Below are 25,948 nucleotides of genomic sequence, written 5' to 3'. Positions count from 1 at the left end.
AATGAACGAAATCAACCAGCGCCTGGAAGAGGTGTTGAAACTGGCGGCGACCGAGCCTGCGCACCGCCCGGAGTTCTTTACGTTACTGATGGAAGCCAGCGTCTGGGTGCCTGGCGAAAGCGTGGAGCAGGCCGATGCGGAGCTGCAGCACTGGGAAAAAGAGGACGGCACCAGCATTATTCCCTTTTTCACCTCAGAGCAGGCGCTACAGCAGGCCGTCACCGAAGAACAGCCTTTTCTGGTGATGCCGGTACGCACGCTGTTTGCCATGACTCAGGGCGAAACGCTGTTTCTGAATCCCAACCTGCCCGTCGGCAAGGAGTTTTCGCCGGGGGAAATCAGCAGCCTGTTGGGGAAAGAGGGCAACGCCCTGAGCCAGCAAACGGTGCTGGAAGGCGGCGCTTCGCTGCTGCTGTCGGAAATTGCCGAACCGCCTGCGCAAATCATCGCCTCGCTGACGGAGCTGTTTGCTAAACATAAGCAGGTGCGGCGCGCATGGGTAGCGCATATTAAAGAAGCGGCGGACGCGAAGCCTAATTTGCTAATTGGCATTGAAGCCGACGGTGATATCGAAAATATCATTCAGGCGGCGGGCAGCGTGGCGACCGATACGCTGTTAGAGGATGAGCCGGTAGATATTTGCGAAGTAGTGGATAATGACAATATCAGCCACTTCTTTACCGCGCATATCACGCCCTTTTATGAACGGCGGTGGGGCAGCTTCCTGCGCTCGCTTAAGCAGGACAGGATCCTGTAAAGCGCCGGGCGACTTCTGCTTTGCTGATGGCGCTAAAACAGCGCGGCCAGTGTAAATAGCCGCGCTGAATATCGATCGCCATCGCCCGTCTTAATAAGGCTTTCCTTCCGGCCGCCGGGGCGGCTGTTTATCGGGTAGCGATCGGCAAATCGTCGCGGCTACCCCATTCGCCCCAGGAGCCGTCATAGAGCGTGACGTTTTCCACGCCCAGCGACGTCAGCGCCAGGATCAGCACGACCGCCGTCACGCCGGAGCCGCAGCTGGCCACCACCGGCTCGTCGAGCTTCACGCCCTGACGCTGGAAAATGGCCGTCAGCGCCTCCGGCGACTTCAGCTGACCGTTTTCCACCAGTTCGTTCCACGGCACGTTCAGGCTGCCGGGAATATGACCGCGATGCAGGCCCGGACGCGGCTCGTCCATTTCACCGTAAAACCTGTTGGCGGCTCTGGCGTCGACAATCTGCGCGCCGCCTTCATGGCTGATGACCATCACGTCGGTGATCCGCTTCACCACGGCCGGATCGAAACTGGCCTCGAACTCCGCTTCCGGCAGCGCGACGTCGCCGGTAGCCACCTCGTAACCGGCTTCGCGCCAGCCGCTCAGTCCGCCGGCCAGAATGGAAACCGAGGCTACGCCGAACTGACGCAGCATCCACCAGGCGCGCGGCGCAGAGAAGAGGTTACCCTCATCGTAAACCACTAAATGTTTTTCGCTGCTGACGCCCAGCTCGCGCATCGCCACGGCAAAAGCTTCCGCTCGCGGCAGCATATGCGGATAAGGGCTGGCAGGGTCGGAAAGCGCTTCGATATTGAAAAAAGGCGCGTCCGGGAGATGGCCCGCACGGTACTCCGCCTGAATATCGCGAACCTTCTCCTGGCCCGGCGGCAGCATACGCGCGTCCAGTACCTGAATATCATCATCGGCATAGTGTTCCGCCAGCCAGTCGGCGGTCACAAACAAAGAACAAGTCATAGCGGCCTCGCAACAGGAATAGTTGCCCTGAGTGTCGGTTATCCTGACGGGCATCTCAAGATCTTCTCGGGTTTTCTCCACGCCGGGCGGCGAGCTGAAGCATTTTTGCGCGATTGCGCACTAAGGTTGCCAGTCTGTAGGCGCTTAAGCGACTTTTTTAACGATTTGTTGAATATCCGATAGGAATGCGGGCTTATGCCCCCTATAATCGGCGCCATTTTCCCGGCCGGGGAGCCTTTTCACCGGCCAAACTCGACATCAAACAGGGGTCACTATGACTATCGAACGTACTTTTTCTATCGTAAAACCAAACGCGGTGGCAAAAAACGTAATTGGTGCCATTTTTAACCGTTTTGAAAGCGCTGGCTTCAAAATCGTTGGCACCAAAATGCTGCACCTGACCAAAGAGCAGGCTGAAGGCTTCTACGCAGAACACCAGGGTCGTCCTTTCTTCGACGGCCTGGTTGAATTCATGACCTCTGGCCCGGTAGTGGTTTCCGTGCTGGAAGGCGAAAACGCCGTACAGCGTCACCGCGATCTGATGGGCGCAACTAACCCGGACAACGCGCTGGCTGGTACGCTGCGTGCCGACTACGCGGACAGCTTCACCGAGAACGCGACCCACGGTTCTGACTCTGCCGAGTCTGCCGCTCGCGAAATCGCCTTCTTCTTTGGCGAAGGCGAAGTGTGCCCACGCACTCGTTAATTATTGATTATTGATGGCAGGGGAATGCGGCGCGTTTACAATTTATTTTCATAACGCCCTTTAATCCGCAGACGCTCTGCCTGTACAATAATGCGCCCCTGCTCAGCGGGGGCGTTTCATTTATACTTCTTATTAACCTCCCCAGCGCCATAACGTGTAACAACGAGGCCAGAGAATATTATGTCTGAACAAATTGTCACCCCGTCATCTGCTATCACCACGCCAAAAAAAGAAAAAATCAACCTGCTCGATCTGAACCGTCAGCAAATGCGCGAATTTTTTGTTGGCCTGGGCGAAAAGCCGTTCCGTGCCGATCAGGTAATGAAGTGGATTTATCACTACTGCTGTGATGATTTCGATGAGATGACCGACATCAACAAGGTTTTCCGCGGCAAGCTGAAAGAGCTGGCCGAAATCCGCGCGCCGGAAGTGGCGGAAGAGCAGCGCTCGGCGGACGGCACCATCAAATGGGCGATCACGGTCGGTGGCCAGCAGGTGGAAACCGTTTATATTCCGGAGAAAGATCGCGCCACGCTGTGCGTCTCCTCGCAGGTCGGCTGCGCGCTGGAGTGTAAATTCTGCTCGACCGCGCAGCAGGGCTTCAACCGCAACCTGCGCGTATCCGAAATTATCGGCCAGGTCTGGCGCGCGGCTAAAATTATCGGCGCGTCGAAAGTAACCGGCCAGCGTCCTATCACCAACGTGGTAATGATGGGCATGGGCGAGCCGCTGCTCAACCTGAATAATGTTGTCCCGGCGATGGAAATCATGCTGGACGATTTCGGCTTCGGGCTGTCAAAACGCCGCGTGACGCTGTCCACCTCCGGGGTCGTTCCCGCGCTGGACAAGCTGGGCGATATGATCGACGTAGCGCTGGCGATTTCGCTACATGCGCCAAACGACGCTATCCGCGACGAAATCGTGCCGATCAACAAAAAATATAATATCGAAACCTTCCTGGCTTCCGTCGCGCGCTACATCTCCAAGTCCAACGCCAATCAGGGCCGCGTGACCATCGAGTATGTCATGCTGGATCACGTCAACGACAGCACCGATAACGCGCATGAGCTGGCCGCGCTGCTGAAAGAGACGCCGTGCAAGATTAACCTTATTCCGTGGAACCCCTTCCCGGGCGCGCCGTATGGCCGGAGTTCGAACAGTCGCATCGATCGCTTCTCTAAAGTGTTGATGGATTATGGTTTTACCACTATTGTGCGTAAGACCCGCGGCGATGATATTGATGCCGCCTGCGGCCAGCTTGCTGGTGAAGTCATCGACCGCACGCGCCGCACGATGCGTAAAAAAATGGCCGGCGAAGCGATTTCTGTGAAAGCGCTCTGAAAGCCAGGCTCGCGGCTTGTCCGCTGAGTAAAAGGGCGTAACATCGCTTCCGCTAAGGAGGCGATGATGAATAAGGGATTATCATTTTGGCTGGTCGCGCTGCTGCTTGCGGGCTGTAGCCTGACGACACCGCGCAGCGAGCTGGCCGGGACGCGACTACAATTAGGCCTGGCCTGGCTGGCGCAGGATCAGCTGGCCCCGGCGGAACGCAATTTACGACAGGCGCTGCAGCTGGCGCCTGACGACTATCGCTGCAGGCTTGCCATGGCGCGCTATTTTCAGCGCGTGGGCGACAACGCCGCGGCGCAGGAGCATTACCGAAAAGCCGTGGCGCTGGCAGGACAAAACCGTGACGTAATCAATAATTACGGTGCGTTTCTCTGTCTTTTAGGGCAGTATGATGCGGCCCAGCAGCAGTTCAGTAAGGCGATCCGAATACCGGGTCGCGCCGACGCCCTGGAGAATGCCGGCTATTGCTATCTGCGCGCGGGTGAAGCGCAGAAGGCCAAAGCCGCGTTGCTGGAAGCGACGCAAAACGATGCGGAAAAGGGCGCTGCGCTGCTGGCGGAAGCCGAAAGGCGATTTGGAAAGAACGAGCGCGATTCATCGCGGCTCCTGTTAGATGTTTATCAACACAACTTTGCCGCTTCGGCGCAGAGCTTGTGGTTAGAGATTCGCTTCGCCGCGCGGGCAGGGCATCCGGAGAGCATCCGGCTTGCCGGGGAACAGCTGGCGCGAAATTTTCCACAATCGATACAGTACCTGCATTTTTTAGCTAATGAATACTGAAGCCACTCAAGATAAATCAGCAGTAAATTCAACAGGCGAGCGCCTGCGCGTAGCCCGTGAGCAAATGGGCCTGTCTCAGCAGAACGTTGCGGAGCGCCTTTGCCTGAAACTTTCCACCGTCCGCGATATTGAAGAGGACAAGGCGCCTGCGGATCTGGCGTCTACCTTCCTGCGTGGCTATATCCGTTCTTACGCCCGGCTGGTGCACGTGCCGGAAGAAGAGCTGCTGCCGATGATGGCGAAACAGGCACCCGTACGGGCTGCTAAAGTCGAGCCGATGCAGAGTTTTTCCCTGGGCAAACGCCGCAAAAAACGCGACGGGTGGCTGATGATTTTTACCTGGCTGGTGCTGTTTGTGGTGGTAGGCCTGACCGGTGCATGGTGGTGGCAGAACCACAAGGCGGCGCAGGACGATCTGGTTTCAATGGCCGATCAGAATGTCGGCGCAGGCGGCGATAACAGCCAGTCCATTCCGCTGAACAACAGCGGCGCGGACGGCATGTCGCCAGCTGAAGAGGCGCCGACGGCGCCGGCCCAGAGCGCGCCTGCGGATACTGCGGCCGCGCCTGACGCTGCTGCCACTTCTTCCGCGACCAATACTTCAGCTGCCGCGACCGGTTCAGCTGCTTCTGCAGCCAATACTTCAGCCGCTGCAACCGGCTCAGCCGCCTCCGCAGCCAATACTTCAGCCGCTGCTACTGGCTCAGCCGCGCCGGTTGCGGTTTCGCCTTCGCAGGTGCCGGCCGACAACGGCCAGATGCCGACGGCTTCTGCAGGCGTTAGCGCGCCAGCCGCCGAGGCCAACGCGCTGGTTATGAACTTCAGCAAAGAGTGCTGGCTGGAAGTTTCCGATGCGACAGGCAAGAAACTGTTCAGCGGGATCCAGCGTAGTGGTGGTAAACTCAGCCTTTCCGGCACGGCGCCATATCGTCTTAAGATTGGCGCGCCGGGCGCCGTTCAGATCCAGTATCAGGGCCAGCCGGTCGATCTGAGTCGTTTTATCCGTAGCAACCAGGTTGCCCGCCTGACAGTCGGTGCGCAATAACGCATCTTCTGGTCGCGAGTAATTTCGGAGAAAGAATATGCATAACGAAGCACCCATTATCCGTCGCAAATCAAAGCGCATTTACGTCGGCCAGGTGCCAGTGGGCGACGGCGCGCCTATCGCCGTCCAGTCCATGACCAATACGCGAACCACCGATGTGGCCGCAACGGTTAACCAAATCAAAGCGCTTGAGCGCGTCGGCGTTGATATCGTTCGCGTCTCTGTTCCCACCATGGATGCCGCCGAAGCGTTCCGCCTTATCAAGCAGCAGGTTAACGTCCCGCTGGTTGCCGATATCCATTTTGACTACCGTATCGCGCTGAAAGTGGCTGAATACGGCGTTGACTGCCTGCGCATCAACCCCGGCAATATCGGCAACGAAGAGCGTATTCGGCAGGTCGTTGACTGCGCACGTTACAATAATATCCCAATCCGTATCGGCGTTAACGCCGGATCGCTGGAAAAGGATCTGCAGGAAAAGTATGGCGAGCCGACGCCACAGGCGCTGCTGGAATCCGCTATGCGCCATGTCGATCACCTCGATCGTCTTAACTTCGATCAGTTCAAGGTCAGCGTAAAAGCGTCGGACGTGTTCCTGGCGGTGGAGTCGTATCGCCTGCTGGCTAAGCAGATCGAGCAGCCGCTGCACCTGGGCATTACCGAGGCAGGCGGCGCGCGCGCTGGCGCGGTGAAATCCGCGATTGGCCTGGGCCTGCTGCTGTCGGAAGGCATTGGCGATACGCTGCGTATTTCGCTGGCGGCCGATCCAATCGAAGAGGTGAAGGTCGGTTTTGATATTCTGAAATCGCTGCGCATTCGCTCCAGAGGCATTAACTTTATCGCCTGTCCAACCTGCTCCCGTCAGGAGTTTGATGTGATCGGCACCGTTAACGCACTGGAGCAGCGGCTGGAAGATATCATTACGCCCATGGACGTTTCTATTATCGGCTGCGTGGTCAACGGGCCGGGCGAGGCGCTGGTTTCCACGCTGGGCGTCACCGGCAGCAACAAGAAAAGCGGGTTTTACGAGGACGGCGTGCGCCTGCGCGAGCGTCTGGATAACCACGATATGATTGACCAGCTGGAAGCGCGTATTCGTGCCAAAGCCGCGATGATGGACGAATCCCGTCGTATCGATGTGCAGCAGGTTGAAAAATAAATAATGGCGGGGCGGGCCGCAGCTTGCGCGTCCGCCCCCGAAAGGAAAGAAGAGAAAACAGTGGCGAAGAATATTCAGGCAATCCGCGGCATGAACGACTATCTGCCTGTGGATACCGCGGTGTGGCAGCGTATTGAACAAACCCTTAAGCAGGTGCTGGCCAGCTATGGCTACAGCGAAATCCGCACGCCGATTGTAGAGCAGACCCCGTTATTCAAACGCGCTATCGGTGAAGTCACCGACGTGGTTGAAAAAGAGATGTACACCTTCGACGATCGCAACGGCGAAAGCCTGACGCTGCGTCCTGAAGGCACGGCAAGCTGCGTGCGCGCCGGCATCGAGCACGGTCTGCTCTACAATCAGGAACAGCGCCTGTGGTATATCGGGCCGATGTTCCGCTACGAGCGTCCGCAGAAGGGCCGCTATCGTCAGTTCCATCAAATCGGTGCGGAAGTGTTTGGTCTTCAGGGGCCGGATATCGACGCCGAGCTGATTATGATGACCGCGCGCTGGTGGAAGTCGCTGGGCATTGCCGATCACGTCCGTCTGGAGCTGAACTCTATCGGTTCGCTGGAGGCGCGCGCCAGCTACCGCGATGCGCTGGTGGCTTTCCTGGAACAGCATAAAGAAGTGCTGGACGAGGATTGTAAACGCCGCATGTACAGCAATCCGCTGCGCGTGCTGGACAGCAAAAACCCGGACGTCCAGCAGCTGCTGAACGACGCGCCGGTGCTGGGCGACTATCTGGACGCTGACTCCCGCGAACACTTTGACGGTCTTTGCCAGCTGCTGGATGCCGCCGGTATCGCCTACACGGTGAACCAGCGCCTGGTGCGCGGCCTGGACTACTATAACCGTACCGTCTTTGAATGGGTGACCAGCAGCCTGGGCGCGCAGGGCACGGTGTGCGCTGGCGGCCGCTACGATGGGCTGGTCGAACAGCTGGGCGGTCGCGCTACGCCGGCCGTCGGTTTTGCGATGGGGCTGGAGCGTCTGGTGCTGCTGGTGCAGGCGGTGAATCCGGAATTTGAACCGACGCGCATTGTCGATGTCTATGTTATCGCTTCAGGGGCTGGCGTACAGTCTGCGGCGATGCAGCTGGCGGAAAAACTGCGCGATGCGGATCCGTCTCTGAAGCTGATGACCAATTTTGGCGGCGGCAACTTCAAGAAGCAGTTTGCCCGCGCGGACAAGTGGGGCGCACGCGTCGCGCTGGTGCTGGGCGAGGAAGAAGTGGCCAACAATCAGGTTGTCATCAAAGATTTGCGCAACGGCGAGCAGCAGAAGCTGGAGCAGCATGAGGCGGCAGCGACGCTGGCAGCAATGCTGAAGCAGACGGCCGCGATTTAAGGAGAGTTTGCGTGGAAGTGTATAGCAACGAAAACGAGCAGGTCGACGCGCTAAAAGGCTTTTTCGCGCAGAACGGCAAGGCGCTGGCTATCGGCGTGATTATCGGCATCGGCGCGCTGGCGGGCTGGCGCTACTGGAGCAGCCATCAGGACACCAGCAGCCGCGAAGTCTCGGCGACCTACCAGCAGGTTTCGGGCGCGCTGGACGCCAGCAAGCCGGAAACGCTGACGGCGGCGGCGAAATTCGCCGACAGCAACAGCAACACCTATGGCGCGCTGGCTTCGCTGGATGTGGCAAAACGCTATGTTGACAACAACGAGCTGGATAAAGCCGCCGCGCAGCTGCAAAGCGGCCTGAAGGCGACCAAAGACGCCAATCTGCAGGCGGTGTTGAACCTGCGCCTGGCGCGTATTCAGCTGCAGCAGAAGCAGCCGGATGCGGTACTGAAGACCCTGGATGCGATCAAGGGCGACGGCTGGACGGCTATCATTGCTGACGTACGCGGCGAAGCGCTGCTCAGCAAGGGCGACAGCAAGGGCGCTCGCGAAGCCTGGAGTAAAGGCATTGCTTCCAACGCCTCGCCGGCGCTGAAAGAGATGCTGCAGATGAAAATGAATAATTTGCCAGGTTAATAATTGCCGCAACGGGCTTAAGAGGGATTTCATGGAATTGCGTAAGATACTGCTGCCGGCACTGATTTCAGTCACGCTGCTCAGCGGATGTTCATGGTTCAGCGGTGAAGAAGACGTGGTCAAAATGTCGCCGCTGCCGAAAGTGGAAAATCAGTTTACCCCGGAAGAGGTCTGGAGCACGTCGGTAGGCGATGGCGTGGGCGATTACTACTCCAACCTGCATCCGGCCTGGTCTGAGAACACCGTTTACGCCGCCGATCGTTTCGGCGTGGTAAAAGCGCTGAACGCGGGCGACGGCAAAGAACAGTGGAAGGTCGATCTGTCGACCAAAACGGGCTTCTTCTCTAAGAACCTGCCCGCGCTGCTTTCCGGCGGCCTCTCTTACGACGGCGGTCACGTCTATGTCGGCAGCGAGCGCGGCCAGGTTTATGCGCTGAACAGCAGCGATGGTTCCATCGCCTGGCAGACCAAAGCGGCTGGCGAAGTGCTGTCGCGCCCGGTTGCCAGCGACGGTCTGGTGCTGGTGCATACCAGCAACGGCATGCTGCAGGGCCTGGATCAGAGCAGCGGCGTCGTAAAGTGGACGGTTAACCTTGACGTGCCGGCGCTGTCGCTGCGCGGTGAGTCCGCGCCTGCTACCGCCTTCGGTGCGGCTATCGTCGGCGGCGACAACGGTCGCGTCAGCGCGGTGATGATGAACCAGGGCCAGATTATCTGGCAGCAGCGTATCTCCCAGCCGGGCGGCGCGACGGAAATCGATCGTCTTGCCGATGTGGATACCACGCCGGTCGTCGTTGACGGCGTGGTTTACGCGCTGGCCTATAACGGCAGCCTGGCGGCGCTGGATCTGCGCTCAGGACAGGTGATGTGGAAACGCGAAATCGGCTCCGTAAACGATATGATCGTGGACGCGGGACGCATCTACCTGGTTGACCAGGACGATCGCGTAGTGGCCTTGAGCACCGATGGCGGCGTAACCCTGTGGCGTCAGAGCGATCTGCTGCACCGCAACCTGACCGCGCCGGTGCTTTATAATGGCTATCTGGTCGTAGGCGATAGCGAAGGCTACCTGCACTGGGTGAATACCACCGACGGCCGTTTTGTTGCGCAGCAGAAAGTGGACGGCTCTGGCTTCCAGACCTCGCCGGTGGTCGCCAGCGACAAGCTGCTGATCCAGGCGAAAGGCGGCGAAGTCTACGCTTTCACGCGCTAATACGCTGCCTGCACGTCGAAACGGCTCCTGATTGTTCAGGGGCCGTTTCGTTTTTTTACAGGCGTGGTATCCTCTACGCCTTCAGCCTGCGTGTGCGCCAGTAATCAAGTTGCAAGCGGTCAGGCGTTTAATTTTAGTAATGAGGCTTCAATATGGTACCTGTGGTCGCGCTGGTCGGGCGTCCCAATGTGGGAAAATCTACACTTTTTAACCGTCTTACGCGCACGCGAGATGCGCTGGTAGCGGATTTTCCTGGGCTAACCCGTGACCGTAAGTATGGTCGCGCCGAGGTCGAAGGGCGTGAGTTTATCTGCATTGATACCGGCGGTATCGATGGCAATGAAGAGGGCGTGGAAACCCGTATGGCCGAACAGTCGCTGCTGGCGATCGAAGAGGCCGACGTGGTGCTGTTTATGGTTGATGCGCGTGCGGGCCTGATGCCTGCCGATCAGGCCATTGCCCAACATTTGCGCTCACGCCAGAAACCCACTTTTCTGGTAGCCAACAAAACCGACGGCATGGATCCGGATTCCGCCGTGGTCGATTTCTATTCGCTGGGGCTGGGTGAAATCCATGCTATCGCCGCTTCGCACGGTCGTGGCGTTACCGGCCTGCTGGAAATGGTGCTGCTGCCGTGGATGGATGAGGTTGCGCCGCAGGCGGAGCTGACGGAAGAAGAAGAGAACGAAGCCTACTGGGCGGAGCTGGCGGCGAAAGAGAGCGGCGCAGAGCAGGAAGAAGAGGAAGACGACTTCAACCCGCTGGATCTGCCGATCAAGCTGGCTATCGTCGGTCGGCCTAACGTGGGTAAATCCACGCTGACTAACCGTATCCTCGGTGAGGATCGCGTTGTGGTTTACGATATGCCGGGCACCACGCGCGACAGCATCTATATCCCTATGGAACGCGACGGCCGCGAATATATCCTGATCGACACGGCAGGCGTGCGCAAGCGCGGCAAAATTACCGAAACGGTCGAGAAGTTCTCGGTGATCAAAACGCTACAGGCGATCGAAGACGCTAACGTGGTGATGCTGGTGATCGACGCCCACGAAGGGATTTCCGATCAGGATCTGTCACTGCTCGGCTTTATCCTCAACAGCGGTCGCTCGCTGGTGATTGTGGTGAACAAATGGGACGGCCTGTCGCAGGAAGTGCGCGAAGAAGTTAAAGAAACCCTCGACTTCCGTCTTGGCTTTATCGATTTTGCCCGCGTGCACTTTATCTCCGCGCTGCACGGCAGCGGCGTAGGCAACCTGTTCGAATCGGTTACCGAAGCTTACGACTGCTCAACCCGTCGCGTGAATACCTCAATGCTGACCCGTATCATGAATATGGCAGCCGACGATCATCAGCCGCCGCTGGTGCGCGGTCGCCGCGTGAAGCTGAAGTATGCGCATGCCGGCGGCTACAACCCGCCGATTGTGGTGATCCACGGCAACCAGGTGAAAGATCTGCCGGATTCCTACAAGCGCTATCTGATGAACTACTTCCGCCGCTCGCTGGAAGTGATGGGTACGCCTATTCGCATCCAGTTTAAAGAAGGGGATAACCCTTTTGCCGGTAAACGCAACCTGCTGACGCCTAACCAGCAGCGCAAGCGCAAACGCCTGCTGAGCCATCTGAAAAAGAACAAACGCTGATTTGCGGGGCGATGCCTTATCGCCCTGACAACGGTGTTTTCCGGGCCCGGCATTCTGTCGGGCTCGCTTTTTTGGGGTCGGAATTGATGTCGGCGAGCGGCTTTTCTCTTTGCGGGCCGCCAGCCGGTTACCTCTTTTCTTATTGCCCGACAAAGGCTGCTTCTTAAATGCGGCGGTGCAACTTTGTTTTATACTTATCAAATAAAACAGGAGAAAACGATGAGTGAACATTGCCCGATTTGCCAGCATCCCCTTGTCATCCAGGATGAACGGCTGTACTGCGCCAGCTGCCAGCGTGATTTTGCCGCCAAAGCTATCTGCCCTGATTGCGATCGGCCGCTACAGCTCCTCAAGGCCTGTGGCGCTACCGACTATTTTTGCCCTAACGGCGACGGCTTAATATCCAGAAAGCGGGTTGTCTTCAGGCCGCTGATTGAATCGCTGTAAGCGTATTAAAATAATGCTTCGCTCTGAATGCAGGTTGCTGCTAAGTGGCGAAGCCATTTTCATCAACTCTGCTTTTATTTCCCCGCCCTGAATCCGCTTTAACCCTTTCTTTTTTCGTACCGCCGCGTGCTGCTTATTAAGCTGGCGTGAACTATTATCCCGCGAAATTGTTTAGTAAAAGTTAAAATAACGTACCAATAAATGTGCTTAATACGCACGAGTGTGAAGTTTGTTAATTTTGTGTGTAGTTATTTATGAACCGCGTGGTACAATTTTGCCGTTAGCGGTCGGCAGGCCGCCAACGCAGGACGGGGTCAACCCGTATCGCCTTGTTAAGCGTCTATAGCATAATGTTGAGTTGCTTTACGCCGCGCCCGTTTAAAATGGGTGCAGAAGCAGCCTGAGATTACGCTAAACGCTGTTTTCCAGGAGTGTTTTTCCATGTCTCAAACAAATGCCCGGTCGTCGAAATGGCTGGGCCTGTGGTGCGTTCTGCTGGGCCTGATCTTGCTGGCAACCGGCCTGTTCTTCGTGGTTGGTGGCGGAAAACTGCTGTCGCTGGGCGGCAGCTGGTATTTCATGATCGCCGGTATTTTGACCGTGATTGCCGCTATCCAGTTTTTCCGCCGCAAATCTTCCGCCGTTGCGGTTTACGCGCTGGTCTTTATCGGCACGGTAATCTGGGCGCTGCTGGAGGTCGGTCTGGATTTCTGGCCGCTGGTTTCGCGCCTGATGACCATCGCCGGGCTGATGCTGCTGGCCGTGATTACGCTGCCCGCGCTGCGCAGGCACGAAGGGAAATCTGCTGCGGCTAAGCCTGCTTATATTTCTGCTGCCGTGCTGGTTGTAGGCCTGGTGGCGACCTTTGTACAGATGTTCCAGCCACACGCGCCGGTTGCCGACGGCAGCGAACTGCCGCTGGTGCCGGTAAATAAAGCGACCGAACAGAAAAACTGGGACAACTACGGCAATACGCCGGGCGGCAGCCGCTTTGTGGCGCTGGACCAGATCACGCGCGACAACGTGAAAGACCTGAAGGTAGCCTGGACTTTCCGCACCGGCGATATTCCTGACAGCCCAACCGGCAACGGCGCGGAAGATCAGCAAACGCCTTTGCAGATTGGCGATGTGCTCTACCTTTGCACGCCGCACAACAACGTGATCGCGGTCAACGCCGACACGGGGAAAAAGATGTGGGAACACGTGGTGAATGCGCAGGCAGAGGTCTGGAACCGCTGTCGCGGCCTGGCTTACTTTGACGCCACTCAGCCACTGAAACAGCCTTCAGTGCCTGGCTCTACGCCGGTGCCGCAGGCCGTGCTGCCTGCGGGCGACAGCTGCCAGCGTCGTCTGCTGATGAATACCATCGATGCGCGCCTGATGGCTATCAACGCCGACAATGGCGAACTGTGCCAGAACTTTGGCGACCACGGTGTGGTTGACCTGAAAGCGGGCCTGGGCGAAGCGCAGGATCCAAAATATCAGCTGACCTCTGCGCCAACGCTTGCGGGCACCACCGTTGTGGTCGGCGGCCGCGTTGCGGATAACGTCCAGACCGATATGCCTGGCGGCGTGATCCGTGGCTTTGACGTGATTACCGGCCAGATGCGCTGGGCCTTTGATACGGGCAATGACGATCCGAATGCAAAATTGCAGCCGGGCCAGAGCTATGCCCGCAGCACGCCTAATTCCTGGGCGCCGATGTCCTACGATCCCGCGATGAATACCGTGTTTATGCCAATGGGCAGTTCGTCGGTCGATCTGTATGGCGCAACGCGTACCGCGCTGAACCATAAATATGGCGCTTCCATTCTGGCGGTCGATGCGACTACCGGCAAAGAGAAGTGGGTTTACCAGACCGTGCACAACGATCTGTGGGACTTTGACCTGCCGATGCAGCCAAGCCTGATCGACTTCCCGATGAAGGATGGCACCAGCAAACCGGCCGTAGTGATTGGCACCAAAGCGGGCCAGATCTACGTGCTGGATCGTCTGACCGGCAAGCCGCTGACCGAAGTGAAAGAAGTACCGGTTAAAAAAGGCAATATCCCGAACGAGCAGTATACGCCAACTCAGCCTAAGTCTGTCGGCATGCCGCAGATTGGCGCGGAAACGCTGAAAGAGTCTGATATGTGGGGCGCTACGCCGTTCGATCAGCTTGCCTGCCGCGTGGCCTTTAAATCCATGCGCTACGATGGCCTGTACACCGTGCCGGGCACCGACAAAGCCCTGAGCTTCCCTGGCTCGCTGGGCGGCATGAACTGGGGCAGCCTGTCTACCGATCCGAACAATCACTACATCTTCGTCAACGACATGCGTCTTGGCCTGTGGGTGCAGATGATCCCGGCCAATACCGGCGCTACCGCTCGCGGCAGCAACGGCGGGGAAGCGATCAACACCGGCATGGGTGCGGTGCCGCTGAAAGGCACGCCTTATGCGGTAAACAAAAACCGCTTTATGTCGCCGCTGGGCATTCCTTGCCAGAAACCGCCGTTCGGTACGCTCTCTGCTATCGATCTGAAAACGCAGAAGCTGGTGTGGCAGGTTCCGGTTGGTACGGTGCAGGATACCGGCCCGTTCGGCATCAAAATGCACGCGCAGATGCCGGTAGGGATGCCGACGCTGGGCGGCACGCTGGCTACGCAGGGCGGCCTGGTGTTTATCGCGGGCACGCAGGATTACTATCTGCGCGCGTTTGACACGGCTACCGGTAAAGAGGTGTGGAAAGCACGTCTGCCGGTTGGCAGTCAGGGCGGCCCCATTAGCTACAAGTCGCCGAAAACAGGCAAGCAGTACATCCTGATTTCAGCCGGCGGCGCGCGTCAGTCTCCGGATCGCGGCGACTACGTAATTGCTTACGCGCTGGATAAATAAGCGCGATAATAAAAAGCCCCGCCAGCAACGGCGGGGCTTTTTTCTGGCTACTGGCCATCGTGCCAGAGCTGCACCAGCTCGGGCGGCGCCAGATCCTCAGGGATTAGGATCACCAGATTGCCGACCTGCTGCTGCGTGGCATAGCTGATTTCGATACGGTAATAGCGCTGATCGCCTCTTCCGGCGCGGCTTTGCTCTCCCGGCGGTTCTCCCAGCCGCAGCGCGTGGCGCAATACGCTGCACACATGCTCCCGCTGCGGAGGATCCAGTTGGGCCAGCGCGATGCGTCTTGGGCTGGACAGTTTAGGGATAAAAGCAAAACCGCCTTCGCGCGCCACGTCGATGATCGCGTCGTCGCTCAGTTCCGGAAGTGAATTCATAACACGCCAACCTCCTTCCAGGCATTTTCAATGGCCTGACCTACCGATTTATTAAAACGTTTCTGACCGTGATTAACAGTATACTGCGCGAAAGTTTTAAAGTCGGCATTCTGCGGCAGCGTTTTATCGCATACCGTATCGTACCAGGCGTAGCCGGCCAGCTCCCAGGCGTAGCCGCCGAGCGTCTTCGCGGCCAGATAGAAAGCGCGATTGGGAATGCCGGAGTTCAGATGCACGCCGCCGTTGTCTTCGCGCGTCTGGATATAGCCTTTCATATCCGCAGGCTGAGGATCTTTGCCCAGCAGCGGATCGTCGTAGGCCGTTCCCGGCGCCGACATAGAGCGTAGTCCTTTGCCGTTAATGCCTTCGGCCAGCAGCCCTTCGCCGATTAGCCAGTCCGCCTGATCGGCCGTCTGCTTGCGGCTGAACTGCTTAACCAGCGAGCCAAACACGTCCGACAGCGATTCATTCAGCGCGCCCGCCTGCTCAAAATAGATCAGGCCGGCTTCGGTTTCCGTTACGCCGTGCGCCAGCTCGTGGCCGACCACATCCAGCGCGATGGTAAAACGATTGAAGATTTCGCCGTCGCCGTCGCCGAACACCATTTGCTGACCGTTCCAGAAGGCGTTCTGATAGTCTTTGCCATAGTGCACGGTGCCTTTCAGCGTCAGCCCCTGATTATCCAGGGAATTACGCTTATAGGCCTGCCAGAAAAAGTCGTAGGTGACGCCAAGATAGTCGTAAGCCTCATTGGCGGCAACGTCGTTATTGCCTGACTGGCCTTCGCTGCGCACCAGCGTGCCGGGAAGATTTTGGGTCTGCTCTGAATCATAGATTTCCCGCTGGACCTGGCCCGGCGTGGCGGTTTTTGCCCCGTCCGGTTTGACCCAGGTTTCCGCCATCAGCGTCTGCACGTGCGCCAGAGTCTGGCGCGCGCAGCTCTGCTGCAGGCCGGAGCCGTTATCAATGATTTTGCTCAGCATATAGGGAGGGATGACGCCGTAATGCATACCATGCTCCTTGGTCCATCGTAAATGTCCAAAAAGTATAGTGGCTGCTTTGCGTACGCGCATAAACGGGCCTGCGGCATAGTCGCACTATGTCTGCAGGAGCCGCCACAGCCTGGGTTCTCGTCAAAGTAATGCAGGACGTCAGAGCGATAAGGCAGCCAGAAATCCCAATTTGGACAGGCTATTTTATGCAAAACCAGTCTTTTTTCTTAAAAAATAGAGTTAGTGCCGGAACTGGTTTTCCTGATGTGGCCAGGGCCATTACTATCGGGATCGGATAATTATTGAACAATGACATGTTATGGAAAACGGTTTAACTATTGCGATGACGCCGGTACAGCTTGCGGCTGTAATGGCAGATGAAACCGCTACAGGGGATGCAATCAGCAACCGCATATGGGGCGGAGTAGGATTTCTGGGGAGCGTACTCGAACTTGCCAGCGCGACTGCTCTGTGTCTGGTGCCCGAGCCTACAGGTTTGACCAAGGCGGGTTGTATTATTGTGGGCGCTCACAGCCTGGACGGGATCGGTTCATCGGCTTATCAGGTATACACTGGCAAAAAGACAGCATCAGTGACCGCTCGTGCCACAGCGGGTATTGCCAGAGAGCTCGGCGCTTCAAACTTATCTTGTCTTCAGCTATGACGTTAAATCCAGGATAGGAGTTGTGGTTAAATATGATGCAACCCAGGCGGCAAGTGCGACCAGGATCGAGGTTGTTATGAAGAAAAAGCAATATAACAACAAGCCTTATTACATCGCCACAGCTTATCCGGTACTTTGAAATATGAAAAACTTCACCCCTGTCAGCAATTTCTTCGTCGTCTTTTTCGGCCAGGACAGCGATGAATATGGCGACAGTTATCCAGAGATTGTTGACGCTGCTTTCAAAATTTATCTCGAAGACGGCCCGCATTATCTTGATAATTTAATTCGTAATATCGATGATTTTCGGCGTACTTATCCAGATAATGAAACGGCCGCAGTAGCGCTGAATGAATTAACGCGAGGTTCCGCAGGTGACACAAGGGAATATACTCCGACGCTTATTGGTTTTCTTGATTGGTTATCAGCCTACCTCAAAAAAAAGCGGGATGGCATCTGATTTTTTGAACATCCGATTTTTTTGGATCTTATTTAATCCAGACTGGGGAGACATATACCCTTAAATCGTAGATACGTATCTTGAGTATCAGGATATGATTGAAGAATTTATTAAGCAAGTTGACGCGTTTTTAAAACGATTATCCAGATAATAAATCAGCAATCTCCGCCCTTCAGCTGCGCCGCCATCAGCATCTGCACGTGCGCCAGAGTCTGACGCGCGCAACTCTGCCGCAGGCCGGAGCCGTTATCAATGATTTTGCGCTGAATATAGGGAGAGATGGCGCCATAATGCATACCATGCTCCCTGGTCCATCGTAAATGTCCTTTGCGTACCCGCATAAACAAGCCTGCGGCGCGTCCCGCATTTTTAAAACAGCGATTTTCTTTTGGTTTCTTCAGAGGGTAGATTTGTTTACGGCAATGCTGAATGGCGAAAAGGACGCTTGATATGTGGTCTTGTTGTGTCCACAATATCAGGCGGAGCTACCCCGACCATTTAGCCTTGACCGAAGGAGTAAATATGAACGCAGATGCACTGGTAAAGGCTCGTATCCCGCAAGATATCAAGGAACGAGCCGTCGCTGCCCTTAACAAAATGGGCCTCAGCACATCGGATGTAATCCGCATGGTAATGATCCGCGTGGCGGACGAAGGCCGTCTTCCTTTTGAGGTAAAAACCCCAAATGTGGCTACCCAGGCTGCTATGGAAGAGCTGGATAATGGCCACGGAGAACGCTTTGAATCCGCTGACGCTCTGTTTAAGGACACAGGGATCTGATGTTAAAACCGGTACTGGCGAGTGCCTTCAAAGGAGATATAAAAAGACAGCAGCGACGCGGCAAAGATATGACCCGACTGAAAATATTAATCACGTTGTTGGCCGAGGGGAGGAAGATCCCCTCTGAATATGAAGATCATCCTTTGCAGGGCACCTGGCGCGGCTACCGCGATGCGCATATCGAAGGCGACTGGATCTTGATTTACAAAGTCGTAGGTAACGATCTCAAACTCGCAAGAACCGGTACGCATCAGGATATCTTCAGCAGCGCCTGAGGTGAGAAACCCGAAGGCGGCGAAGCGATATGTCTGCCAAAAGCCTCACGCCTTTTTAGCGCGGGCTTTTTTAACGGGCGTGACCGCCGTGACTTCGCTCTCTACCCAGCCGTCGCTCAGCCGGGTTTTCAGCCTGTCGCCCGCCTTCAGCTGCGCGGCCTTTTTAATGGCCTGACCGTCGGCTGCCGTAGTGACGCTGAAACCGCGCGCCAGCGTCGCCAACGGGCTGACGCCTTCCAGCTGGGCCGCCAGCGTGGCGAACTGCTGTTTGCCGCCGTTGAGCTGCGCCTGCATCGCCTGCTGTAAACGGTAGCGCCACTGCTGAAGCTGCTGCTGCGCGCGATAAAGCCGGTTCTGCGGCTGCGTGGCGGCAAGCCGCTGCGTAGCCTGTTCCTGCTGACGAGCGGCCTGGCGCAGTCGCAGCCGCATGGCGTCATCCAGCCTGCGGTGGAGCCGCATCAGCGTCGTCTGCTGGCGCGCCAGCCGTAGCTGGGGATGCTGCTGCTGTAAACGGTGGTGCAGGCGGGTAAAGGTGCGGTTCTGCTGCGCAAGATAGTAGTCCATCGCCATTTCCAGCCTTGTCTGCTGCGACTGAAGCTGGCGCAGCAGCTCAAGCTGGTTGCGGCTGACCAGCTCCGCTGCCGCAGAAGGCGTTGGCGCGCGCAGATCCGCAACGAAGTCGGCGATAGTCACGTCGGTTTCGTGCCCTACGGCGCTGACGATAGCGATGCGGCTGGCGAAAATTGCCCGTGCCACGCGCTCGTCGTTGAAGCTCCACAGATCCTCCAGCGAGCCGCCGCCGCGTCCGACGATCAGCACGTCACACTCTGCGCGCTGGTTGGCCAGCTCAATCGCCCGCACAATGCTGGCTGGCGCATCCGCCCCTTGAACCGGCGTGGGATAAATCACCACCGGCAGGGAAGGGTCGCGGCGGTGTAAAACCCGCAGCACATCGTGCAGCGCCGCGCCGGTGGCAGAGGTGATCACGCCTACCTGGCGTGCAGGATCGGGCAGCGGCTGCTTATGGCTCTGTTCAAACAGGCCTTCGCTCGTCAGCTTTTGCTTCAGCTGTTCAAACTGCTGCTGAAGCAGGCCGTCGCCGGCAGGCTGCATACTTTCGGCAATCAGCTGATAGTCGCCGCGCGGTTCATAAAGCGTGATGGTGGCCCTGACCAGCACCTGCTGGCCGTTTTGCGGACGAAAGGTTACGCGGCGGTTACTGTTGCGGAACATCGCGCAGCGTACCTGTGCGCCGTCGTCCTTCAGCGTAAAATACCAGTGGCCGGAAGAGGGCTGGGAAAAGTTAGAGATCTCGGCGCTCAGCCAGACCTGGCCCATCTCCATTTCCAGCAGCTTGCGCACCGTGGTATTCAGGCGGCTGACGGTAAAAATATTGGCGGTTGGCGGTAGCGACATGTGATAGAGATCAAACTTTAAATCAGAGGGTTAATTAACCGATACTACATGCCTGACGGGAGGGATCAAGAGTTTTTCGTAAATAATGCTGGAGGCAATCGATTACGCCCTGTATAATGCCGCGGCAATATTTTACAAGTTCTCATTCACCCTGAGGTTGAGATATTGCCATGCTAAGAATCGCTAAAGAAGCCCTGACATTTGACGACGTGCTGCTCGTTCCCGCCCATTCGACTGTGTTGCCTAATACGGCCGACCTCAGTACCCAGCTTACCAAAACCATTCGCCTGAATATTCCTATGCTCTCTGCGGCTATGGACACCGTGACCGAAGCGGGCCTGGCTATTGCGCTGGCGCAGGAAGGCGGGCTGGGCTTTATTCATAAAAATATGTCCATCGAGCGCCAGGCGGAAGAAGTCCGCAAGGTGAAGAAACATGAAAGCGGCGTGGTGACCGATCCGCAAACCGTGCTGCCCACTACGGCGCTGAGCGAAGTGAAGCTGCTGACCGAGCGTAACGGCTTTGCGGGCTATCCGGTGGTTAACGGCGACAACGAGCTGGTAGGTATCATCACCGGCCGCGACGTGCGTTTTGTCACCGATATGAGCCTGCCGGTTTCGGCGGTCATGACGCCAAAAGAGCGTCTGGTCACCGTACGCGAAGGCGAAGCGCGTGAAGTCGTGCTGCAAAAGATGCACGAAAAACGCATCGAAAAAGCGCTGGTGGTGGACGATGCTTTCCATCTGCTGGGCATGATCACCGTTAAAGATTTCCAGAAAGCCGAACGCAAGCCTAACGCCTGTAAAGACCAGGAAGGTCGTCTGCGCGTCGGCGCAGCGGTAGGCGCGGGCGCGGGCAACGAAGAGCGCGTGGACGCGCTGGTCGCGGCTGGCGTTGACGTGCTGCTGATTGACTCTTCTCACGGCCACTCTGAAGGCGTATTGCAGCGTATCCGTGAAACCCGTGCAAAATATCCTGACCTGCAGATCCTCGGCGGCAACGTCGCGACCGGCGCTGGCGCGCTGGCGCTGGTTGAGGCTGGCGTAAGTGCGGTGAAAGTGGGTATCGGCCCTGGCTCCATCTGTACCACCCGTATCGTCACCGGCGTGGGCGTGCCGCAGATCACTGCAGTTTCTGACGCGGTCGCCGCGCTGGAAGGTACCGGTATTCCTGTTATCGCCGACGGCGGCATTCGCTTCTCCGGCGACATCGCCAAGGCGATTGCGGCTGGCGCCAGCGCGGTCATGGTCGGCTCTATGCTGGCGGGCACCGAAGAATCGCCGGGCGAAATCGAACTGTATCAGGGCCGCTCGTTCAAATCCTATCGCGGCATGGGCTCGCTGGGCGCGATGTCCAAAGGCTCTTCCGACCGTTACTTCCAGACCGATAACGCGGCGGACAAGCTGGTGCCGGAAGGTATCGAAGGTCGCGTGGCCTATAAAGGCCGTCTGAAAGAGATCGTGCATCAGCAGATGGGCGGCCTGCGCTCCTGTATGGGTCTGACCGGCTGCGGCACCATCGAAGCTCTGCGCACCAAAGCGGAATTCGTTCGCATCAGCGGCGCGGGCATCACCGAAAGCCACGTGCACGACGTCACCATTACCAAAGAGTCGCCAAACTACCGCATGGGTTCCTGATAACCCGGCCCGATGCCCGGCGCTGACCGGGCATTTTACTTAATCCCTGTATTTGTTTATCGCTCTGGAATAGCCCAATGACCACGGAAAATATCCATAAACACCGCATCCTGATCCTTGATTTCGGCTCGCAGTATACGCAGCTGGTGGCACGCCGCGTGCGCGAGCTGGGCGTCTACTGTGAACTTTGGGCGTGGGACGTCACTGAAGAGCAGATCCGCCAGTTTAATCCAAACGGCATCATTCTTTCCGGCGGCCCGGAAAGCACCACCGAACACAACAGCCCGCGCGCGCCGGAATACGTTTTCAACGCAGGCGTGCCGGTATTCGGCGTTTGCTACGGGATGCAGACCATGGCGCTGCAGCTTGGCGGCAAGGTGGAAGGCTCCAGCGAGCGCGAGTTTGGCTATGCGCAGGTAGAAGTCGGCGTGGACAGCGCGCTGACTCGCGGCATTGAAGATTCCCTGAGCGCGGACGGCAAACCGCTGCTGGACGTCTGGATGAGCCACGGCGACAAAGTTACCGCTATCCCGTCCGATTTTGTGACCGTTGCCAGCACCGAAAGCTGCCCCTTCGCCATTATGGCTAACGAAGAGAAGCGCCTGTACGGCGTGCAGTTCCACCCGGAAGTGACGCACACGCGTCAGGGCCAGCGGATGCTGGAGCGTTTTGTGCTGGATATCTGCCAGTGTGAAGCGCTGTGGACGCCGGCAAAAATCATCGAAGACGCGGTTGAGCGTCTGCGCGTGCAGGTGGGCAACGACAGGGTGATCCTGGGCCTGTCTGGCGGCGTGGACTCTTCCGTGACCGCGATGCTGCTGCACCGCGCCATCGGCGATCGTCTGACCTGCGTATTCGTCGACAACGGCCTGCTGCGCCTGAACGAAGCGGAGCAGGTGCTGGAGATGTTCGGCGATCACTTTGGCCTGAACATTGTGCACGTGGAAGGCGAAAAACGTTTCCTGGACGCGCTGGCGGGCGTCGACGAGCCGGAAGCCAAGCGAAAAATCATCGGCCGCGTCTTCGTGGAAGTGTTCGATGAAGAGGCGCTGAAGCTTGAAGACGTGAAGTGGCTGGCGCAGGGCACCATCTATCCGGACGTGATCGAATCCGCCGCTTCTGCCACCGGCAAAGCGCACGTTATCAAGTCGCACCACAACGTGGGCGGCCTGCCGAAAGAGATGAAGATGGGCCTGGTTGAACCGCTGCGTGAGCTGTTCAAAGACGAAGTGCGTAAAATCGGCCTGGAGCTTGGCCTGCCGTACAACATGCTTTACCGTCATCCGTTCCCTGGACCGGGTCTGGGCGTGCGCGTGCTGGGCGAAGTAAAGAAAGAGTATTGCGATCTGCTGCGTCGCGCCGATGCGATCTTTATCGAAGAGCTGCACAAGGCCGATCTGTATAACAAGGTCAGCCAGGCGTTCACCGTGTTCCTGCCTGTACGTTCAGTAGGCGTGATGGGCGACGGGCGTAAGTATGACTGGGTGGTTTCGCTGCGTGCGGTAGAAACCATCGACTTTATGACCGCGCACTGGGCGCATCTGCCTTATGAGTTCCTGGGCCGCGTCTCTAACCGCATCATCAATGAAATCAACGGTATTTCCCGCGTGGTTTACGATATCTCCGGCAAGCCGCCGGCGACGATCGAGTGGGAATAGTACTGTAGTTAACCGCCTGTTTTTATACCTGGAATAAAAACAGGCGGTGGTTTTTCTGCGTCATCAATCGTTTTGGTGCGCAGTGCAGGCCTCATCAGAAAAGCCCCTTGATACCCTGTTCAGTTGGTTAATGCTGACAGGGTATCAGGCACGCTTGTCCGCTCAACGCAGCAAGCGAAAAGTCTCACGCACATGGTCGGTAAGCACTGCCGGGTTTTCCATCGCGGCAAAGTGGCCGCCGTGCTCAGCTTCCGCAAAGAACCTCAAATCCTCGAAACGCGCCTGCGCCCAGCGCCGTGAGAGGCGAAGCAGCTCGCCCGGAAACATGCTCACGCCCGCAGGGGTGGGGATGGCAGAAGCGGGACCTTGCTGTTGCATTTCACGTATTCCTTCCCAGTAGAAGCGGACCGAGCCTGGTCCGGCGTTAGGCAGCCAGTACAGCATGATGTCATCGATCAGGGCGTTGATGTCGATTGCCCGCTCAGGCTCGCCGCCGCTGTCGGAGGCGTCCTGAAATAGCGCGTATATCCATGCGGCCAGGCCCACGGGGGAGTCTGCCAGGGCAAAACCTACCGACTGCGGCCGGGTGCTTTGCACCTTCATATAGCCCGAAAGCTCCTGGTCGTAGCGTTGCGCATCAGCCAGCATGCGCTGCTCTTCAGGGGTGGCCTGCGCGATTTCATCCCGGGTCGGCTGATACATCACCATGTTCAGGTGAATGCCGACCAGGCCTGGCGGGCGCATATGCCCCAGAGCGGTGGTCACGGCCGATCCCCAGTCTCCACCCTGGGCAGCCCAGCGCTGGCCATAGCCCAAACGCGCCATTAGCTGCACCCAGGCGCTGGCGGTTTTACCCACGCCCCATCCCGGGGAAGTTGGCTTATCACTGAAACCAAAACCCGGTAGCGCAGGGATAACCAAATGGAACGCATCGCTGGCTTGCCCCCCATAGGCCGTAGGGTCGGTAAGCGGGCCGATCATTGCCCTGAATTCAAGAACAGAGCCTGGCCACCCGTGGGTCATCAGCAAGGGAAGGGCGTCAGAATGGGGCGAGCGAATATGCAGAAAGTGAATGCCGAGGCCGTCGATCTCAGTGCGGCTGCTGTTCCACTGGTTGAGCTGGGTTTCAGTGGCGCGCCAGTCATAGTCTTTTTGCCAGTGCGCTACCAGAGCGCGAAGACGTTCAAGCTTCGGCCCCTGGCTGTTGTCGCTTACGGTTTCCGGATCTGGCCACCGGGTTTGCGCCAGGCGCTGGGCCAGATCGTCAAGCTGCGTCTGGGGAATGTGAATGGGGAAGGACTCTACAGGACTGGTCATCGTTTGATTCCTTGCATAGAGGTGTGGGCCAGTGTGTCGCGGATGGAAGCCCATTCCCGCAGGCTATGGCGTGAGCCGCTATCTTGCAAACCCTGCCGGGCGGGAAAGGGGGTTTACGCGCAGGCGTTAGCGCGCGCTACGCTGATAAGGGTGGACAGCGTCCCGATATTGCCGGGTGGTGTGATCCATAAAGCACCTGTTGGTTAGTGGATGCGGATGAGTAAAGCAACGGTTATACGTGTTGATTCCTGACGTTACCGTTTAATTAACGAACAAACAAGGCATGGATAAGTTGCAGGCCATATCGTTGACCCAATTTGGACTTTATTATCTTGTCCTGCCGGGCGGGAGTAGCGCCATACTGCTAACGCCATCGGCTACCCGCTGGCGTAGCGGAAAGTCGCCGTTATCGCTGCCATAACCAGAGCTTTGCAGGCGCGCGCAACAGCTTCTCATCAGCGGCATCCTGCTCTCTACAGCAGCGCGTCCGGCCCTCTGAAGGCCCGACGCCATTCGCTGGGGCTGACGGCAAACCGGTGTTTAAAATTCTGTCGGAACGATACCGGCGACTGAAATCCCGACATGGCTGCCACCACCTCAATACTGTGATCCGTCGACTCCAGCAGCACCTGGCTGCGCTGAAGCCGCTCGCCGATCAGCCAGTCGCTCAGCGTCAGGCCGGTAGCGGCAAAAAAGTGGCGGGTCAGGGTGCGGCGGCTCATATTGCAAAAGGCCGCCAGCGAATCGATAGTGTGCGGTCTTTCGAGGTTTCTGCGCAGATAGCCGATCAGTTCGTTAATCGCATTATCGCGAGTGGTTTCCGGGACGGGACGCTCGATATACTGCGCCTGTCCGCCTTCCCGATAGGGCGGCATCACCATGCGCCTGGCGACCTTGTTGGCTAACACGCTGCCATAACGATCGCGCACGATACTCAGGCAGCAGTCGATGCCGGCAGCCGTCCCGGCGGAAGTGGTCAGGCGTTCATCAGTGATATAAAGCGCGTTGGTATCAAGATGCACCTGCGGGAAGCGTTCCGTGAAGTCTTTTTCATATTCCCAGTGCGTAGCCGCGCGTCGGTTTTCCAGCAGTCCTGCATAGGCCAGCACGTAGGTGCCCAGACATAATCCCACCACCTCTGCGCCGCGCCGCCAGGCTGCTTTTAGCGCGCTGAGCAGCGCCGGAGAGGGTTTCTCTTCCGGACGATCCCAGAAAGGCACCACGATAATATCGGCCTTTTCCAGCAGCGCCAGCCCGTGTTTTACGTTAATAAACAGGCCAATATCGGACAGAACGTTGCCGGGCGTTTCCGCACAGATTTGCAGATCGAAGCGATCCGGCTCGGGCAGCGCCTTGCCGAAAACGATACAGGGGACGGAAAAGTGAAAGGTGCTGACTCCGGCAGTGGCAATCACGGCAACAACAGGAACGGTCACGTTT

General features: G+C 57.5%; 26 protein-coding genes. 19 read left to right on the top strand and 7 right to left on the bottom strand.

Annotated features, from left to right (window positions below; translation table 11 throughout):
* Window position 1: 1 nt before the first annotated feature.
* Entirely contained in the window at window positions 2-757 is a 756-nt protein-coding gene (gene sseB / locus AB6T85_RS13365; protein WP_369895811.1) for an enhanced serine sensitivity protein SseB, read from the top strand.
* A 127-nt stretch (window positions 758-884) separates the two neighbouring features.
* Here sseB and sseA read toward each other — a convergent pair whose 3' ends face one another.
* Window positions 885-1,730 carry a 3-mercaptopyruvate sulfurtransferase gene (sseA, locus tag AB6T85_RS13360; protein ID WP_369895809.1) on the bottom strand — a complete coding sequence of 282 codons (846 nt, stop codon included), beginning with the start codon at window positions 1,728-1,730 and terminating at the stop codon, window positions 885-887.
* A gap of 274 nt (window positions 1,731-2,004) precedes the next feature.
* Between sseA and ndk the strand changes: the two genes are divergently transcribed.
* The 11 genes from ndk to AB6T85_RS13305 all read left to right on the top strand — a co-directional run bounded on the left by ndk (window position 2,005) and on the right by AB6T85_RS13305 (window position 14,929).
* Entirely contained in the window at window positions 2,005-2,436 is a 432-nt protein-coding gene (gene ndk, locus AB6T85_RS13355) for a nucleoside-diphosphate kinase (protein WP_125289523.1), read from the top strand.
* Window positions 2,437-2,616: 180 nt separating this feature from the next.
* On the top strand, window positions 2,617-3,777 hold the full coding sequence (rlmN, locus tag AB6T85_RS13350; protein ID WP_253459309.1) for a dual-specificity RNA methyltransferase RlmN: 1,161 nt from the start codon (window positions 2,617-2,619) through the stop codon (window positions 3,775-3,777).
* Between the two features lie 66 nt (window positions 3,778-3,843).
* A complete protein-coding gene (pilW, locus tag AB6T85_RS13345) occupies window positions 3,844-4,566 on the top strand; it encodes a type IV pilus biogenesis/stability protein PilW (RefSeq protein ID WP_301252041.1) in 723 nt (240 codons plus the stop codon).
* Window positions 4,556-5,611 (top strand): cytoskeleton protein RodZ, encoded by a 1,056-nt coding sequence (gene rodZ, locus AB6T85_RS13340; RefSeq protein WP_369895807.1) that lies wholly within the window; start codon window positions 4,556-4,558, stop codon window positions 5,609-5,611. Before pilW ends, rodZ begins: the two co-directional genes overlap by 11 nt.
* A gap of 37 nt (window positions 5,612-5,648) precedes the next feature.
* Window positions 5,649-6,770, top strand: coding sequence for a flavodoxin-dependent (E)-4-hydroxy-3-methylbut-2-enyl-diphosphate synthase (gene ispG, locus AB6T85_RS13335; RefSeq protein ID WP_125289527.1), 1,122 nt, complete (start codon window positions 5,649-5,651; stop codon window positions 6,768-6,770).
* A gap of 60 nt (window positions 6,771-6,830) precedes the next feature.
* Window positions 6,831-8,120 (top strand): histidine--tRNA ligase, encoded by a 1,290-nt coding sequence (gene hisS, locus AB6T85_RS13330; RefSeq protein ID WP_253459318.1) that lies wholly within the window; start codon window positions 6,831-6,833, stop codon window positions 8,118-8,120.
* An 11-nt stretch (window positions 8,121-8,131) separates the two neighbouring features.
* Window positions 8,132-8,752, top strand: a complete 621-nt coding sequence (locus tag AB6T85_RS13325; RefSeq protein WP_253459321.1) for a YfgM family protein — start codon at window positions 8,132-8,134, stop codon at window positions 8,750-8,752.
* 31 nt (window positions 8,753-8,783) lie between these two features.
* Entirely contained in the window at window positions 8,784-9,965 is a 1,182-nt protein-coding gene (gene bamB, locus AB6T85_RS13320) for an outer membrane protein assembly factor BamB (RefSeq protein ID WP_253459324.1), read from the top strand.
* Window positions 9,966-10,117: 152 nt separating this feature from the next.
* A complete protein-coding gene (gene der, locus AB6T85_RS13315; protein WP_301252036.1) occupies window positions 10,118-11,608 on the top strand; it encodes a ribosome biogenesis GTPase Der in 1,491 nt (496 codons plus the stop codon).
* A 219-nt stretch (window positions 11,609-11,827) separates the two neighbouring features.
* Window positions 11,828-12,055: a zinc ribbon domain-containing protein gene (locus tag AB6T85_RS13310; protein ID WP_253459330.1), complete on the top strand. Its 228-nt coding sequence runs from the start codon at window positions 11,828-11,830 to the stop codon at window positions 12,053-12,055.
* Between the two features lie 441 nt (window positions 12,056-12,496).
* Window positions 12,497-14,929, top strand: a complete 2,433-nt coding sequence (locus tag AB6T85_RS13305) for a glucose/quinate/shikimate family membrane-bound PQQ-dependent dehydrogenase (RefSeq protein ID WP_369895805.1) — start codon at window positions 12,497-12,499, stop codon at window positions 14,927-14,929.
* A 47-nt stretch (window positions 14,930-14,976) separates the two neighbouring features.
* On the opposite strand, the gene AB6T85_RS13300 is transcribed toward AB6T85_RS13305, so the two are convergent.
* Window positions 14,977-15,309, bottom strand: a complete 333-nt coding sequence (locus AB6T85_RS13300) for a protealysin inhibitor emfourin (protein ID WP_369895804.1) — start codon at window positions 15,307-15,309, stop codon at window positions 14,977-14,979.
* Window positions 15,306-16,319 (bottom strand): M4 family metallopeptidase, encoded by a 1,014-nt coding sequence (locus AB6T85_RS13295; protein WP_301730805.1) that lies wholly within the window; start codon window positions 16,317-16,319, stop codon window positions 15,306-15,308. The genes AB6T85_RS13300 and AB6T85_RS13295 overlap by 4 nt, the downstream gene beginning before the upstream one ends.
* Before the next feature lie 301 nt (window positions 16,320-16,620).
* Here AB6T85_RS13295 and AB6T85_RS13290 point away from each other — a divergent pair, with 301 nt between their 5' ends.
* From AB6T85_RS13290 to AB6T85_RS13280, 3 genes are read left to right on the top strand one after another with little or no spacing between them, the layout of a single operon-like run.
* Window positions 16,621-16,965 carry a hypothetical protein gene (locus tag AB6T85_RS13290; RefSeq protein ID WP_301252033.1) on the top strand — a complete coding sequence of 115 codons (345 nt, stop codon included), beginning with the start codon at window positions 16,621-16,623 and terminating at the stop codon, window positions 16,963-16,965.
* Between the two features lie 22 nt (window positions 16,966-16,987).
* Window positions 16,988-17,104 carry an RNase A-like domain-containing protein gene (locus AB6T85_RS13285; RefSeq protein ID WP_301252031.1) on the top strand — a complete coding sequence of 39 codons (117 nt, stop codon included), beginning with the start codon at window positions 16,988-16,990 and terminating at the stop codon, window positions 17,102-17,104.
* A 3-nt stretch (window positions 17,105-17,107) separates the two neighbouring features.
* Entirely contained in the window at window positions 17,108-17,425 is a 318-nt protein-coding gene (locus tag AB6T85_RS13280) for a contact-dependent growth inhibition system immunity protein (RefSeq protein WP_301252029.1), read from the top strand.
* Window positions 17,426-17,580: 155 nt separating this feature from the next.
* Here the strand turns inward: AB6T85_RS13280 and AB6T85_RS13275 are convergent, their stop codons facing one another.
* Window positions 17,581-17,721 (bottom strand): protealysin propeptide domain-containing protein, encoded by a 141-nt coding sequence (locus AB6T85_RS13275; protein ID WP_369895803.1) that lies wholly within the window; start codon window positions 17,719-17,721, stop codon window positions 17,581-17,583.
* A 226-nt stretch (window positions 17,722-17,947) separates the two neighbouring features.
* On the opposite strand from AB6T85_RS13275, the gene AB6T85_RS13270 reads away from it, so the two are divergent.
* Together AB6T85_RS13270 and AB6T85_RS13265 are read left to right on the top strand one after the other, a co-directional pair.
* Window positions 17,948-18,205: a type II toxin-antitoxin system RelB/DinJ family antitoxin gene (locus tag AB6T85_RS13270; protein WP_253459348.1), complete on the top strand. Its 258-nt coding sequence runs from the start codon at window positions 17,948-17,950 to the stop codon at window positions 18,203-18,205.
* The gene (locus AB6T85_RS13265; RefSeq protein ID WP_253459350.1) at window positions 18,205-18,480 is read left to right on the top strand and encodes a type II toxin-antitoxin system YafQ family toxin; all 276 of its coding nucleotides are present in this window, start codon (window positions 18,205-18,207) and stop codon (window positions 18,478-18,480) included. Before AB6T85_RS13270 ends, AB6T85_RS13265 begins: the two co-directional genes overlap by 1 nt.
* 45 nt (window positions 18,481-18,525) lie before the next feature.
* On the opposite strand, the gene xseA is transcribed toward AB6T85_RS13265, so the two are convergent.
* Entirely contained in the window at window positions 18,526-19,896 is a 1,371-nt protein-coding gene (gene xseA, locus AB6T85_RS13260) for an exodeoxyribonuclease VII large subunit (RefSeq protein WP_369895801.1), read from the bottom strand.
* A 170-nt stretch (window positions 19,897-20,066) separates the two neighbouring features.
* On the opposite strand from xseA, the gene guaB reads away from it, so the two are divergent.
* On the top strand, window positions 20,067-21,533 hold the full coding sequence (gene guaB, locus AB6T85_RS13255; protein ID WP_253459355.1) for an IMP dehydrogenase: 1,467 nt from the start codon (window positions 20,067-20,069) through the stop codon (window positions 21,531-21,533).
* A 77-nt stretch (window positions 21,534-21,610) separates the two neighbouring features.
* On the top strand, window positions 21,611-23,191 hold the full coding sequence (gene guaA / locus AB6T85_RS13250; protein ID WP_253459358.1) for a glutamine-hydrolyzing GMP synthase: 1,581 nt from the start codon (window positions 21,611-21,613) through the stop codon (window positions 23,189-23,191).
* Window positions 23,192-23,353: 162 nt separating this feature from the next.
* Here the strand turns inward: guaA and AB6T85_RS13245 are convergent, their stop codons facing one another.
* The gene (locus AB6T85_RS13245; RefSeq protein ID WP_369895799.1) at window positions 23,354-24,508 is read right to left on the bottom strand and encodes an epoxide hydrolase family protein; all 1,155 of its coding nucleotides are present in this window, start codon (window positions 24,506-24,508) and stop codon (window positions 23,354-23,356) included.
* Between the two features lie 473 nt (window positions 24,509-24,981).
* Window positions 24,982-25,944 (bottom strand): GlxA family transcriptional regulator, encoded by a 963-nt coding sequence (locus AB6T85_RS13240; RefSeq protein ID WP_301252016.1) that lies wholly within the window; start codon window positions 25,942-25,944, stop codon window positions 24,982-24,984.
* Between the last annotated feature and the right edge of the window lie 4 nt (window positions 25,945-25,948).

It is taken from the genome of Erwinia aeris, from assembly GCF_041224955.1.
Taxonomy (GTDB): Bacteria; Pseudomonadota; Gammaproteobacteria; order Enterobacterales; family Enterobacteriaceae; genus Erwinia; species Erwinia aeris.
Note: the sequence above shows the minus strand (reverse complement) of the source record. Positions and strands in the feature narration are given on the sequence as shown.